14 protein-coding genes are annotated in these 16228 nt (G+C 40.5%); 9 read left to right on the top strand and 5 right to left on the bottom strand.

Features of this window, described 5'->3' with window-relative positions; all coding sequences use genetic code 11:
* The coding region (locus Q7P05_RS06080; RefSeq protein WP_303931088.1) for an iron-containing alcohol dehydrogenase at nt 1–979 on the bottom strand (979 nt) is incomplete at its 3' end.
* Between the two features lie 152 nt (nt 980–1131).
* On the opposite strand from Q7P05_RS06080, the gene Q7P05_RS06075 reads away from it, so the two are divergent.
* Nucleotides 1132–2691 (top strand): hypothetical protein, encoded by a 1560-nt coding sequence (locus Q7P05_RS06075; RefSeq protein WP_369680431.1) that lies wholly within the window; start codon nt 1132–1134, stop codon nt 2689–2691.
* A gap of 81 nt (nt 2692–2772) precedes the next feature.
* Here Q7P05_RS06075 and Q7P05_RS06070 read toward each other — a convergent pair whose 3' ends face one another.
* Nucleotides 2773–3291, bottom strand: a complete 519-nt coding sequence (locus Q7P05_RS06070) for a flavodoxin family protein (protein ID WP_303931085.1) — start codon at nt 3289–3291, stop codon at nt 2773–2775.
* A 429-nt stretch (nt 3292–3720) separates the two neighbouring features.
* On the opposite strand from Q7P05_RS06070, the gene Q7P05_RS06065 reads away from it, so the two are divergent.
* Both Q7P05_RS06065 and Q7P05_RS06060 read left to right on the top strand, forming a co-directional pair.
* Nucleotides 3721–6003, top strand: a complete 2283-nt coding sequence (locus Q7P05_RS06065; RefSeq protein WP_303931083.1) for a ribonucleoside-diphosphate reductase subunit alpha — start codon at nt 3721–3723, stop codon at nt 6001–6003.
* A gap of 74 nt (nt 6004–6077) precedes the next feature.
* Nucleotides 6078–7106, top strand: a complete 1029-nt coding sequence (locus Q7P05_RS06060) for a ribonucleotide-diphosphate reductase subunit beta (RefSeq protein WP_129823396.1) — start codon at nt 6078–6080, stop codon at nt 7104–7106.
* A gap of 81 nt (nt 7107–7187) precedes the next feature.
* Here the strand turns inward: Q7P05_RS06060 and Q7P05_RS06055 are convergent, their stop codons facing one another.
* From Q7P05_RS06055 to Q7P05_RS06045, 3 genes are all read right to left on the bottom strand, one after another.
* Nucleotides 7188–7826, bottom strand: a complete 639-nt coding sequence (locus Q7P05_RS06055; RefSeq protein ID WP_257846924.1) for a hypothetical protein — start codon at nt 7824–7826, stop codon at nt 7188–7190.
* Nucleotides 7827–8265: 439 nt separating this feature from the next.
* A complete protein-coding gene (locus tag Q7P05_RS06050) occupies nt 8266–8724 on the bottom strand; it encodes a DIP1984 family protein (protein ID WP_303931079.1) in 459 nt (152 codons plus the stop codon).
* A gap of 85 nt (nt 8725–8809) precedes the next feature.
* Nucleotides 8810–9226: a GNAT family N-acetyltransferase gene (locus Q7P05_RS06045; RefSeq protein ID WP_303931092.1), complete on the bottom strand. Its 417-nt coding sequence runs from the start codon at nt 9224–9226 to the stop codon at nt 8810–8812.
* 477 nt (nt 9227–9703) lie between these two features.
* Between Q7P05_RS06045 and aroF the strand changes: the two genes are divergently transcribed.
* The 6 genes from aroF to Q7P05_RS06015 form a co-directional block, all read left to right on the top strand.
* Nucleotides 9704–10717: a 3-deoxy-7-phosphoheptulonate synthase gene (gene aroF, locus Q7P05_RS06040; RefSeq protein ID WP_105089802.1), complete on the top strand. Its 1014-nt coding sequence runs from the start codon at nt 9704–9706 to the stop codon at nt 10715–10717.
* 74 nt (nt 10718–10791) lie between these two features.
* On the top strand, nt 10792–11844 hold the full coding sequence (gene aroB, locus Q7P05_RS06035; protein WP_303931090.1) for a 3-dehydroquinate synthase: 1053 nt from the start codon (nt 10792–10794) through the stop codon (nt 11842–11844).
* 10 nt (nt 11845–11854) lie between these two features.
* On the top strand, nt 11855–13123 hold the full coding sequence (gene aroA / locus Q7P05_RS06030) for a 3-phosphoshikimate 1-carboxyvinyltransferase (protein WP_303931074.1): 1269 nt from the start codon (nt 11855–11857) through the stop codon (nt 13121–13123).
* Between the two features lie 72 nt (nt 13124–13195).
* The gene (gene aroC, locus Q7P05_RS06025; RefSeq protein WP_303931071.1) at nt 13196–14290 is read left to right on the top strand and encodes a chorismate synthase; all 1095 of its coding nucleotides are present in this window, start codon (nt 13196–13198) and stop codon (nt 14288–14290) included.
* Complete coding sequence (locus Q7P05_RS06020; protein ID WP_005385244.1) at nt 14277–15416, top strand: bifunctional chorismate mutase/prephenate dehydratase; 1140 nt, start codon at nt 14277–14279, stop codon at nt 15414–15416. Before aroC ends, Q7P05_RS06020 begins: the two co-directional genes overlap by 14 nt.
* 123 nt (nt 15417–15539) lie before the next feature.
* Nucleotides 15540–16228: shikimate dehydrogenase (locus tag Q7P05_RS06015; RefSeq protein ID WP_303931068.1), on the top strand; the 689-nt coding region annotated here is incomplete at its 3' end.

Below are 16228 nucleotides of genomic sequence, written 5' to 3'. Positions count from 1 at the left end.
CAGAGCCATCTCCATGGTTGAATATACGAGCCAAGGCGTCAAATTTATCAGGGTTCGCACTCCATGTATATTCCACTGCCACAGGTTCAATGATAGCAAGGCCTACGCCATGTGTAATATCCTTAAGACCACTGGCTGGATGTTCCATGCCATGTGCTAGTGTTACACCAGCTGTATTAATAACCATGCCCCCAATGGTGCTTGCTAATGTAACAGCTTCCCAAGCTTTTTTAAGTTGTTTTTCATTGAGTACGGCTAGTTTGCCTTCAGACGTTGCTTTCACATGTTTATATAGAGGTACAAGATATTGTGCTAATAATGTCACCGCATAATGAGCCAATGCATCGGTGAAAGGTTGCGCTGTTTTAGAGGTATAGGCCTCGATATTGTGGCAGAGTGCATCAAAACCGACAGACGCCAATACATGAGGAGGCATAGTGCCCATTACAGCAGGATCTACGATGGAAACCTTAGGCACGATAGCGTTACAACGCAAAGATTTTTTGTCCCCTGTTTCAGGATTAGTAAGAACCCCAAAGCCATTGCCTTCGGATCCGGTACCACAGGTTGTAGGAATGACAATAAGAGGCAACGCATTGTCACTGACTTTACGATTGAAGATATAGTCGTTAATATCACCGTCATTCACAGCCATGAAGGCAATCCCTTTTGCACAGTCCATGATGGACCCGCCGCCGATAGCAATAACCATATCACAGCTTTCAGATTTAGCTAACGCGGCGCCGTCTAAGGCAGTTGTGGTCAATGGATTGGCATCTACTTGATCAAACAATACATGACCGATATGAGCTGCATCAAGCTTTGCTACCACCCGGTCATATAAACCAGATTTTTTAGCACTAGTACGACCAGTTACAATAAGTGCTTTCTTGCCGTACGGTGCAGCAAACTCAGCAACATTATCTACTTTATTCCAACCGAATTGGATATTTACAGGTAAAAAATAAGAGAATTCCATGTGATAACCTCTTTTCTTTGAAAACTAGTTCTTAGTGTTATTGTAAAGGATATTTAAAAGCATGTAAAACCTCATAGGGCTTTCACCAGAAAACAGGTATACTAATAATAAGAGGGGTATTTATATTTATATTTATAGAGGGAGAGACATCTATGAAATTTGCCATTAAACATGTATGGTCATCGCTTCGGGACCTAGCAACGCAGTCACCTATATTGCTGGCATTAATTGCTATATTTTCATGTACACCGTTGTATATTGAACAAGATTGGTTTGCCGAAATCGACATTAAACTATACTCACTGTATTTCTTTATCGTTATATTACAAAGCTATATAACAAGAACCCGAAAGTTTTCCATTTTATATACCTTAGTAAGTATCGGAATCAGCGTTGGCCTTTATATGATTCACGAAAGCTACGGCTATGTGCGGGGTATTGAACTGGCTACGGAAAATATATCGTACCTATGGCTGTACTCCATGATTGCCTTGTATTTCACATCGCCTGGTGAACACTACATCGGTGAAATCATTAACCGCATCAAACGGATTGGCATCACCCTTGTTACGTCTACTCTATATAACATTGTTATCATCATGAGTTTATGGTTCTTCTTCATCATCGTGGACCAACCATTCAACTTTGAAGAAACCATTTTTAAGGTACTCGCATCCATTAATATGTTCATTTGTCTATCTATGGTATGTTCTTACAAAGAGGATCCCGCAGGTCCTCCAGCACCAAACTCATTTTTTACTGTTGTATTCGGCATCATCTTGCCTAAGGCATCCATTATTACAGGCATTCTAGCTAACATCTATTTAGTCTTGATTTTGTTAGGGCTTCGAGAGGATACGCGTTTCTTCTACACCTATTATCCGTATGTAGCCATTTTCTACCTATTCTACTTGGCTAGCTTTAGATCTAGTGAAAGTAGCAGAACACAGCAAATCCTATGCTTCTTATTCATTACGCTAACTACACTGTGCTTAGCTCTTATCGGTAAACGTATGATCAATGAACCAGTTCTCTGGCTCAATACGATTTACGTAAGTGCATTCAATTTAATCTTCTTAGTACACAATGTATACTCTCTTGTGAAGGGGTTAAAACCTTCTGTACACACAACAGTTATGGCTCTTGCCTTAGGTACTGTTCTCTTGACGCCATTCATAGGCTATACAACATATCGTGAATTTGTGACCTATACTAAAGTTGATGGCGAATGGCATGCAAGCCTACCAATAGCAGCTACCTTTGATCCTAACTTCACGGACTATGGCACACCATATGTACCTGTGGACGATTTAAAACTGCCAGATACCAGCCCAGCAAACGGTAGACGCGTCGAGTATATCAATTTTGATGCTTTGTCTGCACCAAAGGTTATCTCTATTGCAGGCTACGATAAATACATTGAAAACATCGAGTTAATTGTATACGAACAAGACCTTAAGGAATACCAAGTAGAATCGGCTAACTTTGACTCCATTTCCTTTAAGTTCCTCAACAAAGGCCTTGATTTAGAGGTATCTCTACCAAATGGTGTGACAGAGGTGCATCATATTTATGATAAGTTCCTTACAGTCGATAAAACAGCTATCGATCCTGTCATTATAGAAGGCAATGGATATAAGCTATTGATTACGTCGTACTTCATAAACCAATTCGATACGCGCAAACTTAAATTTAATGTACTTTATAATTAAGCATATAATACAATATAGTAATAATGACAACATTATATATAATATGACAAAAGCAGTACCCCACAGGGGTACTGCTTTTATTCATCGATCTAACTTGGCTAGAATATGTTGGGCAAAATCTTGGGCCGCTTTAAAATCGTCTTCATTTGGGTGTACTGCAGCTTGTTTGTGACGTGCATCGCGGTCAGCAGATTGACCGTGGCTATGCCCTTTCGGGAACATCTTGTACATCATTTCGATGACCTTAGGATCTACCTTACCTTGGCAAATGAAGGTTCCTACAGGCTCTACGCCATCAGGTAAACAATTTGATGCATTGATTAAGCTCTCCTTAGCATGTGCCATTTGCGGTGGTACGCCAGCTGTGGCAAACAGAGCAATGTGAGGGTTATGCAATGTGCCTAGTACATCACGGGCCTCTTTATTAGCTGTCCCTTTATCCACCCAGAATCCTGCAAACACAAGATCATAAGATGATAAATCGGACGGCAATTCTTTCATAGATACACATGGTGTACCTGCTGGCAATACACTAGTAATAGCCTCTGCCACTTGTTTAGTATTTCCCGTAAGGGATGAATATATAACAATAGACTTCATGTCTTACCTCCTATTTACTATATATCTATTATAGGACATGTATGACATGCTTTTAATAAAATAAATCACAATAGTATATAGAACGAAATTTGATTTACTGACACGTACTATTTTACTATTCTCAAAAGTGATATATCATTCAAAATCATCATATATGCGTCCCATATAGTACTTTCTAGCATTTACAACTATATCGATAAATTTAAGCATACTATATTTATAATTTTCTAAATGTCAATATTGAATGTATAGATTTTTTTCGCTATAATCGTAACATAATGTATAAGCTTAATAAGAAAACTACCATATATTGTAGTTTTCTTATTTTTCTGATTAGACTTAACTTAAAGATATTTTATACTTTTTGGTCTAATCTTATATATGCTTAATTAACAGTTTTATCGATTTTACTACTCAAGGGGAACAGTAATGGAGATTATGATCAAGAAACGGGATGGCCATTTCGAGCCGTTGTCCGTTGAAAAAACGAAACGTATGATTGCCTTCGCATGTTTGGGGTTAGATTCTTGTGATCCACTAGAATTGGAAATGGATGCGAAGTTACAATTCGTTGATGGTATGACTACTAAAGAGATTCAAAAAACTTTAGTACAAACAGCCATTGAAAAAGTTATCTCTAAAAAAGACGACGGTTTCGGCAACCAAGTTAATAAAATGAACCAAGATTGGCAGTTCGTAGCGGCTCGCCTCTTCTTATTCGATCTCTATAAAGAAGCTGCTATCACTCGCCGTTATAAAGCATTCGGCTACGGTAACTTCCCAAATCTTGTACATATGCTTGTGGAACAAAAAAAATACGCAGACTTCTTCGTTACAGAATATACACCTGACGAATTACAAGAATTGGGCGACTATATCAAACCTAAACGAGACTACCTCTTCAACTATGAAGGTCTTAAATTGTTGGCTGACCGTTACTTGGTAAAAGGATTCAACAAAGAAATTTACGAATTACCTCAAGAACGTTTCATGGCTATCGCTATGCACTTGGCATTGGTAGAGGGCGAAAACAAAGTAAAGTACGCTAAAAAATTCTACGACTTGATGAGCCAATTAAAAATGACAACTGCTACACCTACATTAGCAAATGCGGGTACACCATTCCATCAATTGTCCTCTTGCTTTATCTCTGGTGTAGATGACAACTTATGGTCCATTTACGATGTAAATAGTAAGTTCTCTCGCGTATCTAAACACGGTGGTGCTCTTGGTATCTACCTTGGTAAAGTTCGTGCATTAAACTCCGATATTCGCGGTTTCAAAAACTCCTCTGGTGGCGTTATTCCTTGGATCCGTTTGTACAACGATACAGCTGTTGCGGTAGACCAATTGGGTAAACGTAAGGGTGGCGCTACAGTAACACTCGATATTTGGCACAAAGACTTCTACGAATTCGTAGAACTTCGTACAAACAATGGTGATGACCGTCGTAAAGCCCATGATATCTTCCCTGCTATCTCCGTACCAAACATCTTCATGGAACGTATGATCGCTCGTGAAAACTTCACGTTATTTGATCCTCATGAAATCTTAGCTGTAAAAGGCTACGCTTTAGAAGACTACTACGATACTGATGATAATAAAGAGTTCACAAAACGTTATCTTGAATGTGAACAAGATCCTAACTTACACGGCATCGAAGTACCAGCATTAGATATGATGAAAAAAATCATGCGCTCCGCTGTTGAAACGGGTACACCGTTCATCTTCTTCCGTGATACAGTAAATGCTGCAAACCCTAACAAACATGCAGGTATGATTTACGCGTCCAACTTGTGCCATGAAATTGCACAAAACGTTGGTTTCACAAATCTTGCAGAAGAAATCATCAACGAAGATGGTACTATCACTACTAAAACAAATACAGGCGACATGGTTACATGTAACTTGAACTCCATCAGCCTTGGTCGCATTTCTGACGAAGAATTAGAAGAAAATATTGCTCTTCAAATCCGCATGTTAGACAATGTTATTTCCATCAACCAAGCACCAGTACCAGAATCTCGCATGACTTCTGATAAATACCGTGCTATTGGTCTTGGTACTTCTGGTTACCACCACTACCTTGTAAACCACGATATCCAATGGGAGTCTGATGAACATATCGAAGTAGCGGACAAGTTATTCGAAAACATCGCGTACTATTCCATCAAAGCTTCCATGGAATTGGCGAAAGAAAAAGGTGCATACCCTGCATTCAAAGGTTCCGAATGGGAAACTGGTGAATACTTCACACGTCGTGGCTACACATCCGATTGTTGGAAACAATTGGCTGCAGACGTTGCAAAATACGGCATCCGCAATGGTTATTTGATGGCCGTAGCTCCTACAGGTTCTACTTCCAACATTGCGAATACAACGGCTGGTATCGACCCTATCTTCAAAAAATTCTTCATCGAAGAAAAGAAAGGTTCTTTCACACCAAAAACTGCACCAGATTTGAACAACAAAACATTCTGGCTCTATAAAGAGGCGCATACAATCGACCAACAATGGTCCATCAAAGCTTGTGGCGTACGTCAACGTCATATTGACCAAGCACAATCTTTCAACTTGTATATCACACCTCAAATGAAAGCAAAAGAAATTCTAGACCTTTACGTTGAGGCTTACAAACAAGGTATCAAAACAATCTACTACATCCGTAACCAATCCCTTGAAATGGATGAGTGCACTAGCTGCTCCTCCTAATACGAGATGTGTTTATAAATCTGATGACGACCTATAGCAGTATAGGTCGCATCGTTATATAAAGGAGTCCTACTATGGATAAAAAACTGATTTTCAACGAACATGGTGAACGTGGCACGCAATCTATGATTGGCGGCAATACCACAAACCTTCGCGAATGGAACCGTATCAAGTACGACTGGGCGAACCAAATGTACCGCACAATGCTCAACAACTTCTGGATTCCTGAAGAGATTTCCTTGAACGAAGACGTTAAGCAATTCCCTTACTTAACAGATTACGAACGCCGTGCATTCGACAAAATTATTGCATTCTTGAACTTCCTTGATTCCATTCAATCTGAAAACTTGCCTAACTTGAGCCGTTATATTACAGCATCTGAAGTGGCATCTTTATTGAATATCCAAGCATTCCAAGAAGAAATTCACGCTCAAAGTTATTCCTACATTTTGGACACTGTAACAAATCCTATTACACGTGACAAAATTTATGACGAATGGCGTACAGATAAGACATTGCTTGCTCGTAACCGCTTTATCGCCGATGCATACCAACGTTTCAGCGACGATCCTAGCGAAGCAAACCTTATCCATACAATCATCGCCAACTATATCTTAGAAGGTATCTACTTCTACTCTGGCTTTAGCTTCTTCTACACATTGGCACGCCAAGGTAAAATGACAGCTACATCCACTATTTTCAAATATATCAACCGCGACGAAGTAACTCATCTTGTATTGTTCCAAAACATCATCCGCGAGTTACGTCGTGAACGCCCTGACTTGTTCACGCCTGAACTGGAAGCGAAAATCACTGACATGATTCGCCAAGGTGCAGAAAACGAAATCGCTTGGGGTCAATACATCACTGATGATAAAATCCTCGGCCTTAACAACGTTCTTATTGAACGCTACATCAAATACCTTGCCAATATCCGCTTAGAAGCAATAGGCTTGCCTCATCTATACCCTGAAATCAAAGAAAATCCTATGGAATGGATTGAAAGCTTCTCCAACTTAAATAGCACAAAAACTGACTTCTTCGAAGCAAAAGTTACAAACTATACAAAAGCAGCAGCATTTGATTTCGATGATTTAGAATAATAAAAAATGATAAAAGAAAAAGTGATTCTCACGGTGGGAGAATCACTTTTTTCATTATAAAGGTTATTCAGTTAATAACGGTTAGCCAGCTGTATATGGGCCGAATCGACCTGCAAATAGATAGGAACCCATTTTACCAAGTTTGGCAGCAAAGATAGAAGCTACGATACCTAAAATAATCATAATCCATGCGTTATCAGCATTTACACCGTTAGCAATAGCGATGTAGGCTTGTGCACAGGAAAGAATAAAGTAGATAACTGTTAAGTAAATCTTTGCTTTAGGAATTTTAGATGTTCCTGTTTTGTAACGTAATTTACTACCAATATAACCAGAAATACCACCAATGATAACGAGAAGTGGTAATATCATTGCTACTAATGTAATGGCAGGGAATAATACATTTGCAATAGATGGAATCAACAATGCAATAACAGGTACTAAGAAAGAAGCTGCTGTTGCTGCGATTGGGAAATGTACCGCAATTGGATGTAAATGAAGATCTAGCAATTTTTCACGTTTTGTATCAATGCGACGTGGCTTGTAATCCATCCAAACTGTTGGAGGAAAACCACATGTTGGACAAGGTTGATCCCTGTACTTAGCATCCTCAATATATCCGCATACACGGCAAATTATCCATTCGGTACCTTGTTCAGGTGTTGGTTTAGCTGCGGTAGAACTTGTTGCTGCCGTAGCTGCTTTTTGTTCTGCTGTCATAATGAAATCTCCTTACTTAAGAAATTCTATATAATTAAATAATGATTATTATTTAATTATATTATAACATAATTCACTAAGTAAAAAAGTAAAATTTATATGCTTATCAAAAAATTAAATATATCGTACTACTAACGTACCTATAATCAAATGTAGCGGTATTTGATTTCGATAAATTAGAATAATAAGAAAAAAGATACCCAATCCAGATCTTTGGATTGAGTATCTTTTTATCGTTTATATTTAGAAATAGTCCCCAACGCCACCCTCGTTTGTACAGTTGACACGTGGTAATACATTGTAAATTGTATCAATACATTTGTGCGCAAATAGGCCTACACTGTAGATTTTTATTCGCCCCATGAATGTATTCATCAAACGCTTGGTAAAAGCAAAAGTTTTGTGTCCACCCTGTATCAAACTACCAACTATATAGATATTAGCTTTCAATCAATTCAGTGGTCCAGTTAGCAGACTGCAATAGATTGTCTAATAAACGAACTTGTTTTGCTATATTGTCAGCTTCTTTTTGGATATCTCTAACATTAACAGTCGGTATTAGTTTAATCTCAGATCCTCTTGCACGGAAATTAATACTACCTGCACTATTCGCCAATGTTCTATACGCACTAAGCCGCATCGCAGCACTATCTTTTTCGGCAATGATTTCAGTAATAGAACGACCTTCTACAATAGTTTTACAATTTGTTAAATTAATATGTGCAATTAATTTTTGAAGTCTAGTTACACATTGATCTAATGCTTTCAAGAGCTCTTCAGGGTTCTCATTTGGTGCTTCCCCTTCTTGCACTAAACTATTTTGAGTCAAACGAAGCTCTAAATCGCTAATTTTATAATTCAAATCAGATCGCTCTTGTAATGCTTCCGCTAGTTTCATAAACTCTCACCTCATATTTTGAAATATATGAATATTAATATACTGACTGAACTAATACAAACTATTATATTTAGTATCTAGTTTCTTATAATACTTTCCGCATCATCACATGTGGACAGCCTTCATCAAGGTATTCTTCCCCTTCAGCTTTATAGCCTAAGGATTCATAGAATGGTTTGGCCTGTACTTGGGCCGACAAGGAGCATGTTTTAAATCCGTCGCGGCGAATACCATTTTCTGCGGCCATCATAATCTTAGTACCTAGATGCTGTCCACGATACAACTTACGCACCGCCATACGCCCAATATGGGCATCACCTTCTTCGTTGCTTGGGAAATAGCGACATGTACCTGCTGGCTTGCCATCGATATATAAAAGGACAAATTTTGCTATATCATCGATTTCATCAAACTCGTCTTCAAATCCCTGTTCTTTCATAAACACATCGATACGAATTTGTTTTATTTCATCAGTTATATGATCTAAGATTTGAATAATCATAGGTAACCCTTTCACAGAACAAGTATATTTATAAAAATCGATTTCAGCGTATTACGAAACATACTATAAACACTAAAAACTTCTTATTTTTATTATATCAAAAACACGCTTAATTCCAACAAACATCTTAAATTTTATTAATTTCCACAGCCAAAATATTTTAAAACTTCCATGAAATTCATTTTTAGGTATTGCATAATTTTATCATTTGGGTTTATACTATACCCATAATTTTTAGAAAGGAGCAACCAAAGATGACTAACCAAATTAGCACAGCTACAAAACAATACTTTTATTGGTTCTTTATCCAACGTACGGGTAAGGAACTATTTGTGGTACGCTAATTAAGATTGAGTCATTATTAGTTGCTTAGAATAGTAAAAGGGCTGCCCGTATTAGACTACGGGTAGCCCTTTTTTGTTTGCTATCCCGTATGGTGAGCCCTACTATTCACTGTAGTTACAAGGAGGAATTATCATGATTATCACATTGAAACAAAACGCAGCAGAAACAGAGGTGTCTCGTTTACGCAGTGAATTAGAGGAAAAAGGCTTCATTATCCATCCTGTAGAAGGTGCACGCTATAATATTTTAGGTCTTATCGGCGATACTGCATCCCTCGATGCTCGTCAAATCGAATCCCTTGATTTCGTAGATAAAGTAACTCGCATCCAAGAACCATACAAAAAAGCAAACCGTAAATTCCATCCAGATGATTCTGTAATCAACGTAGGTGGTGCATTGATCGGTGGCGGTCACTTCGCAGTAATGGCAGGTCCTTGCTCCGTAGAAACGCCTGAACAAGTATTAGAAACAGCAAAAGCTTGTAAAGCAGCAGGTGCTACAATTCTTCGTGGCGGCGCTTTCAAACCTCGTACTTCTCCATACTCCTTCCAAGGCATGGGTCCAGAAGGTTTGGAATTGTTAGAGCTAGCTAAAAAAGAAACTGGTCTCCCTATCGTTTCCGAAGTTATGGATATCTCCCAATTACAATACTTCGATAATGTAGATATGCTTCAAATCGGCGCTCGTAACATGCAAAACTTCACACTTTTAAAAGAAGTAGGTAAATTAAATAAACCAGTTCTCTTAAAACGTGGTTTGTCTGCTACATACGAAGAATGGTTGATGGCTGCTGAATACATCATGTCCGAAGGCAATGAACAAGTTGTATTATGCGAACGCGGTATCCGCACATTCGAAACTAAAACTCGTAATACATTAGACGTAACAGCAATTCCTATGATGCACGAATTATCCCACTTACCAATCATCATGGACCCTAGCCACGCAGCAGGTATGAGCCGCATGGTTCGTCCACTCTCTCTTGCATCTGTAGGCGGCGGTGCAGACGGCCTTATGATCGAAGTTCACAACGATCCATCCAAAGCATTGTGCGACGGCCCTCAAGCATTACGTCCAGACCAATTCACTAGCCTTATGAAAGAAGTTATCGCATTGCGCCAAGCATTGGTAGAATGCACTAAATAATTTTAAACAGCACACAAATAAGCTAGTATCCGTTATAATAGATACTAGCTTATTCTTTTATGAAAGGAACCGTTATGACTCGCATCCACATTAACGCGTCCACACCGTATGACGTTGTCATCGAGGAAGGCGCTTTACAACGCATCACCGATTATATTAAACCGTTAAAACCAAATTGCCGTGTTATCATCGTCAGCGACAGCAATGTGGCACCACACTATTTGGATTCTGTGAAAGCTAATATGGAACATGCGGGTTATACGGTTTGTGATTATGTGTTCCCTGCTGGTGAAAGCTCCAAAAACGCTCATCAACTCATCGATTTAGTAGAGTATATGGCAGCTCAATCGTTAACGCGTAAAGACCTTCTCATCGCCCTTGGCGGTGGTGTTGTAGGCGATATGGCAGGCTTTGCAGCAGCTACCTACCTACGTGGTATAGACTATGTACAGGTTCCTACATCCCTATTAGCTGCCGTAGACTCCTCTGTAGGCGGTAAAACAGCGGTTAATCTCGAAGCTGGTAAAAACCTTTGGGGTGCGTTCAAACAACCTATCCTTGTGCTCTGCGATCCAACTACGCTCAATACATTGCCAGACATGGAATGGAAAAATGGATGTGGGGAAATTATCAAATATGGTTTCCTCGATGTACCAGGTTTATTAACCCAACTCGAACACAAACCATTAATAAAACATCGCGATAGCGTAAGTGCTGTTATCGCACGCTGCGTTCAAGCAAAAGCAGATATCGTAGAGCAAGATGAACGTGAGTCCGGTGTTCGTGCCCTCTTAAACCTAGGTCATACCTTTGGTCATGGCATCGAAAAGGCGAGCCACTTTGAAATCCACCATGGCTATGCTGTAGCCATCGGTATAGTCCTCATGGCTCAAGGTGCTGTAAAACATGGAGAATTAGATGCAGAGGCATTAGAAAAATTAAAAACCCTCATCGAAGCACACGATTTGCCAACTACAACGACCATAACGAAAGAAGAGATCTTAGCAGCTGCTAAACACGATAAAAAAAGCGAAGGGGCAACTATAAAAATTGTAGTTCCTACTAGCTATGGACATAGTGAACTTAAGGTGGTAACACACGAAGAGCTTGCCACCTATTTAGATTAAGGAGATTTATATGCATTCCGTAACGAACGCCATCCCTACAGGGACGATTGCGTCCATCCCAGCAAAGGCACATGCACACCGCGCATTAATTTGTGCAGCCCTTGCTAACTCTCCATCTACTATACTACTAAGCCGTACCTCTAAGGATATCGATGCAACAATGGACTCCTTACGAGGCTTAGGAGCTCACGTAGTATATGAAAATAAAATTGTTACCGTTACTCCTGGCCCCGCTCCTGCAAAGGGCAATGTAGTACCTCACGAATCAGGTACTACGTTACGCCTTTTATTACCTGTAGCAGCATCCATCTGTAATGATGTAGATGTAGATGCCAAAGGTCGTTTACCAGATCGCCCACTCGAACCTATGCTAGGTGAAATGAAAGCGCATGGCGTAACATTCTCCCAAGATAAACCGCCATTTACTATGACAGGTCGTCTTCAAGGGGGCAATTTCTCCATGGTAGGCGATGTAAGTAGTCAATTCTTCTCTGGTTTATTGTTGGCAGCCCCTCAAATTGGCTTATCTACTATTACGTCTACGACACCGCTTCAATCTAGCGATTATGTAACATTAACTACTGAAACAATGCGAGATTTTGGTGTCGAAGTAGAACACACTTTACCAGACACAAACATCAATGAGGCCTTCACAGTACCATTTGGTGTGTCCTTCATTGGCCGTGATAATTACCAAATCGAAGGCGACTGGTCTAATGCAGCAATCTGGATGGTAGCAGCTGGTATGACGGGCAAACCAATTACTGTTACTGGTATGAACAAGAATTCTGTACAAGCAGACCGCCGCATCATGCAAGTTATGATTGATGCTGGTTGTGATGTGGTATGGGATGGTATGAATGTGACGGTCACAGGTCGCGCTTCCAAGCCAATCCATGCAGATCTAGAGCAAATGCCGGATATGTTGCCTGTTATGGCCGCCCTAGCTTGCTCTATTTCTGGTGAAAGCTCCTTTGTTAAGGGTGCTCGCCTACGTTTGAAAGAATCTGATCGCCTCGTAGCCGTTGCTAATCTCGTGAGAGACTTAGGCGGCACAGTTCGTGAAGACGGTGATGACCTATATATCATCGGTAGTGGTATACTTAAAGGTGGCCAAGGTGATTGTGTAAATGACCATCGACTCGTTATGGCTGGCACATTGATGGCTCTCATCAGTGAAGCCCCTGTTACCTTAAAAGATAGCGAAGCTATCACAAAATCCTATCCAGACTTCTTTGAGGACTGGAACTTACTGGGCGGTAATGCACAACCAGTTTAGATTTCTAATCGTATCTGGTTTAATCTAATAGATAATAGAAATAGTACGTACTATATAGTAGGAGTTAATATAATGGCATCTAATTTCGGTAAAACCATACAGGTATCTACCTTTGGCGCCTCTCATGGGTACGCCATTGGCGGTATTGTAGAGGGTCTACCTTGTGGACATACCATCGATATCGATGAATTAAAAGCCTTTTTAAAGCGCCGTGCGCCAGGGCAAAATCAATTAACAACGCAACGTAAGGAAGCCGATACACCTGAATTTTTAGCAGGTATGGTAGACGGCATGCTCAGTGGTTCTCCATTGGCATTTATAATCCGCAACACATCGCAACACTCTAGCGATTATAACAACTTACGCGACATTCCTCGCCCATCTCATGCAGACTTTACAGCTCGTATGCGCTACGGTGACAAGGTAGATATGCGAGGCGGCGGCCACTTCTCGGCACGCCTTACAGCACCTCTATGCGTAGCCGGTGGCATTGCTATCCAACTATTACGCGAAAAAGGCATCGAAATTCACGGCCATTTAAAACAAGTGGGACCGATCCAAGATGCTCCTATCAACATGGTTCACCCAGATATGAAAGCATTAGCTAGCATTGCTACAGAGCCAATTGCTATGATTGATCCAGAAAAACGTAGCGAAGTAGAAAACCTAGTTATAAACCTCAAAAAAGATGGGGACTCTACAGGTGGTATCGTTGAAGTCGTTGCTACAGGCCTACCAATTGGCCTTGGCAATCCAAACTTTGACGGCATCGAAAACCGTTTAGCTCGCGTTATCTTTGGTGTACCTGCTATTAAGGGCATATCCTTCGGCGGTGGTTTCGATATGTGTGCTAAGCTTGGTTCCGAAGTGAATGATGCTTTCACCATGGACGGTGACAAGATTACAACGACAACGAATAATAGCGGTGGTATCCAAGGTGGTATTACCAATGGTTTACCACTCGTTATGCAAGTGGGCATCAAGCCAACACCATCCATTTATAAAGAACAACATTCTGTATCACTTTCACAAAAAGAGGACACATTGCTCACTATTCAAGGTCGTCATGACCCATGTGTAGCGCTTCGTGCAGTACCGGTTATCGAAGCCGTAACAGCCCTCGTTATTCTTGATTTCTTAGGAGATATTGACCATGAACTTAGATGAAGTACGCGTTAAAATTAACGACATAAACGATCAGATGCTCGAATTATTCAAAGAGCGCATGGAACTCTCCAAAGACGTTGCAGCGGCAAAGAAAGAAATGAATAAGGCCATTTACGATGCCAAACGGGAACGCGATATCCTCGACAAAGTAACTCGAGATGCAGGTCCAGACCTCGACCTATACGCACGCCGTTTCTTTGAAGCATTATTCAGCTTGAGCCGTACGTATCAGTCTGAACAATTATTCCAAGATAATGAGTTCACTGTTAAAATGAAAAAGGCCATTGAGCAGTCCCCTACATTACCTCCACAACGTGGCAGCGTAGCTTGTGCTGGCGTCTTTGGTAGCAATGCGCAAGTGGCGTGCGATAAATTATTACCACTCAGCCAAATTCACTATGTAACAGGCTTCCGTGCCGTATTCGACGCCGTTGAGTCTGGAGAATGTCAATTCGGCGTATTACCTATCGAAAACAGCTCCAATGGTTCTGTAAAAGAAGTGTATGACCTTCTAGAAGATCGTAAATGCTATATCGTACGCGGTACTCGCCTATGGATTTCTCACGATTTACTCGTTAAAAAGGGCACAAAACTAGAGGATATTCATACTATCATCTCTCACCCACAAGCATTGGGCCAATGTAGTCACTTCCTAGAAAAATTAGAAGGTGTAGAATTGCGCTCCTTTGATAATACAGCGCGTGCTGCACAGCTTGTAGCAGCTAGTGACGATCCAGGTGTAGCCGCTATCGCAGCACCTCAATGTGCAGACTTGTACAATTTGTCTCCATTGATGCGCAACATCCAAAACAGCGATAACAACTATACGCGCTTTATCTGCATCAGCAAGGACTTCCATGTATACCCAGGGGCTAATAAAATCTCTGTAGTAACCACAGCAAGTCACGCTCCAGGTGGTCTTGGCACATTGCTTACCAAATTCGCTAACATCGGTGTCAACCTTACAAAACTCGAGTCTCGCCCTATCGTAGGCCATAACTTTGAGTTCTTATTCTACCTCGATTTAGAAGCCTCCTTAGCAGATCCAAAGGTATTGTCCGTTTTAGCAGAGCTTCACACATCCCAAGATAAATTCCGCTTGCTCGGTAATTATCCAGAAAACTAATATATTCATCCGTACTAGTGCCTATAAGGGCATATATAGTACAATGAATATAGTTATAAAATTCCAATGGCTAATAGGTACCAGCCTATTAGCCATTCTATGTATATTGACCTAGGAGGTCCTATGAAATTTGGTTTACTTGGCCGTACGTTGGGCCATAGCTTCTCCCCTCGCATTCACAGTGCATTAGGGAATACAAATTATGAATTATTTGAGCGCGAACCAAGCCAATTGCAAGAGTTCTTCGCTGATCCAGAATTACAAGGTATTAACATTACCATTCCTTACAAGGTAAATGCCCTTGAAGCTTGTGATGTTGTTGATCCTCGCGCCGAACGCATCGGTTGTGTAAATACAATGGTTCGCAAGGATGGTAAATGGCACGGCTATAATACAGACTATGATGGTTTTGTGTTTACCTTACAACATGCAGGCATCGATGTATCGGGCAAGGAGTGTATTATCCTTGGCGATGGTGCTTCCTCTGCTACCGTTCACGTAGCCCTCGAAGATTTAGACGCTAAAAACATCATTCATTTATCTCGCAAAACGGCTCCATTCTATGGTGATGCGCCAAACTATTATGAAACAGCGCAGATTATTATTAACTGCACGCCTATCGGCATGTATCCTCACAATCCAGCCAATCTCATCGATATTACGCAGTTTTCTAAATTGGAAGGCGTTGTAGACCTCATCTACAATCCACGCCGTACGATTTTACTGTTACAAGCAGAAATGATGGAAATTCCTCATTGTGATGGCTTGCCATTCCTTGTAGCCCAAGGCGTTGAGGCGGCTAACCATTTCCA

The sequence above is a fragment of the Veillonella dispar genome (genome assembly GCF_937975875.1).
In the GTDB taxonomy this organism is placed as follows: Bacteria; Bacillota; Negativicutes; order Veillonellales; family Veillonellaceae; genus Veillonella; species Veillonella dispar_B.
The sequence above is the reverse complement of the archived record's forward strand: the minus strand, read 5'-3'. Positions and strand labels throughout refer to the sequence as shown.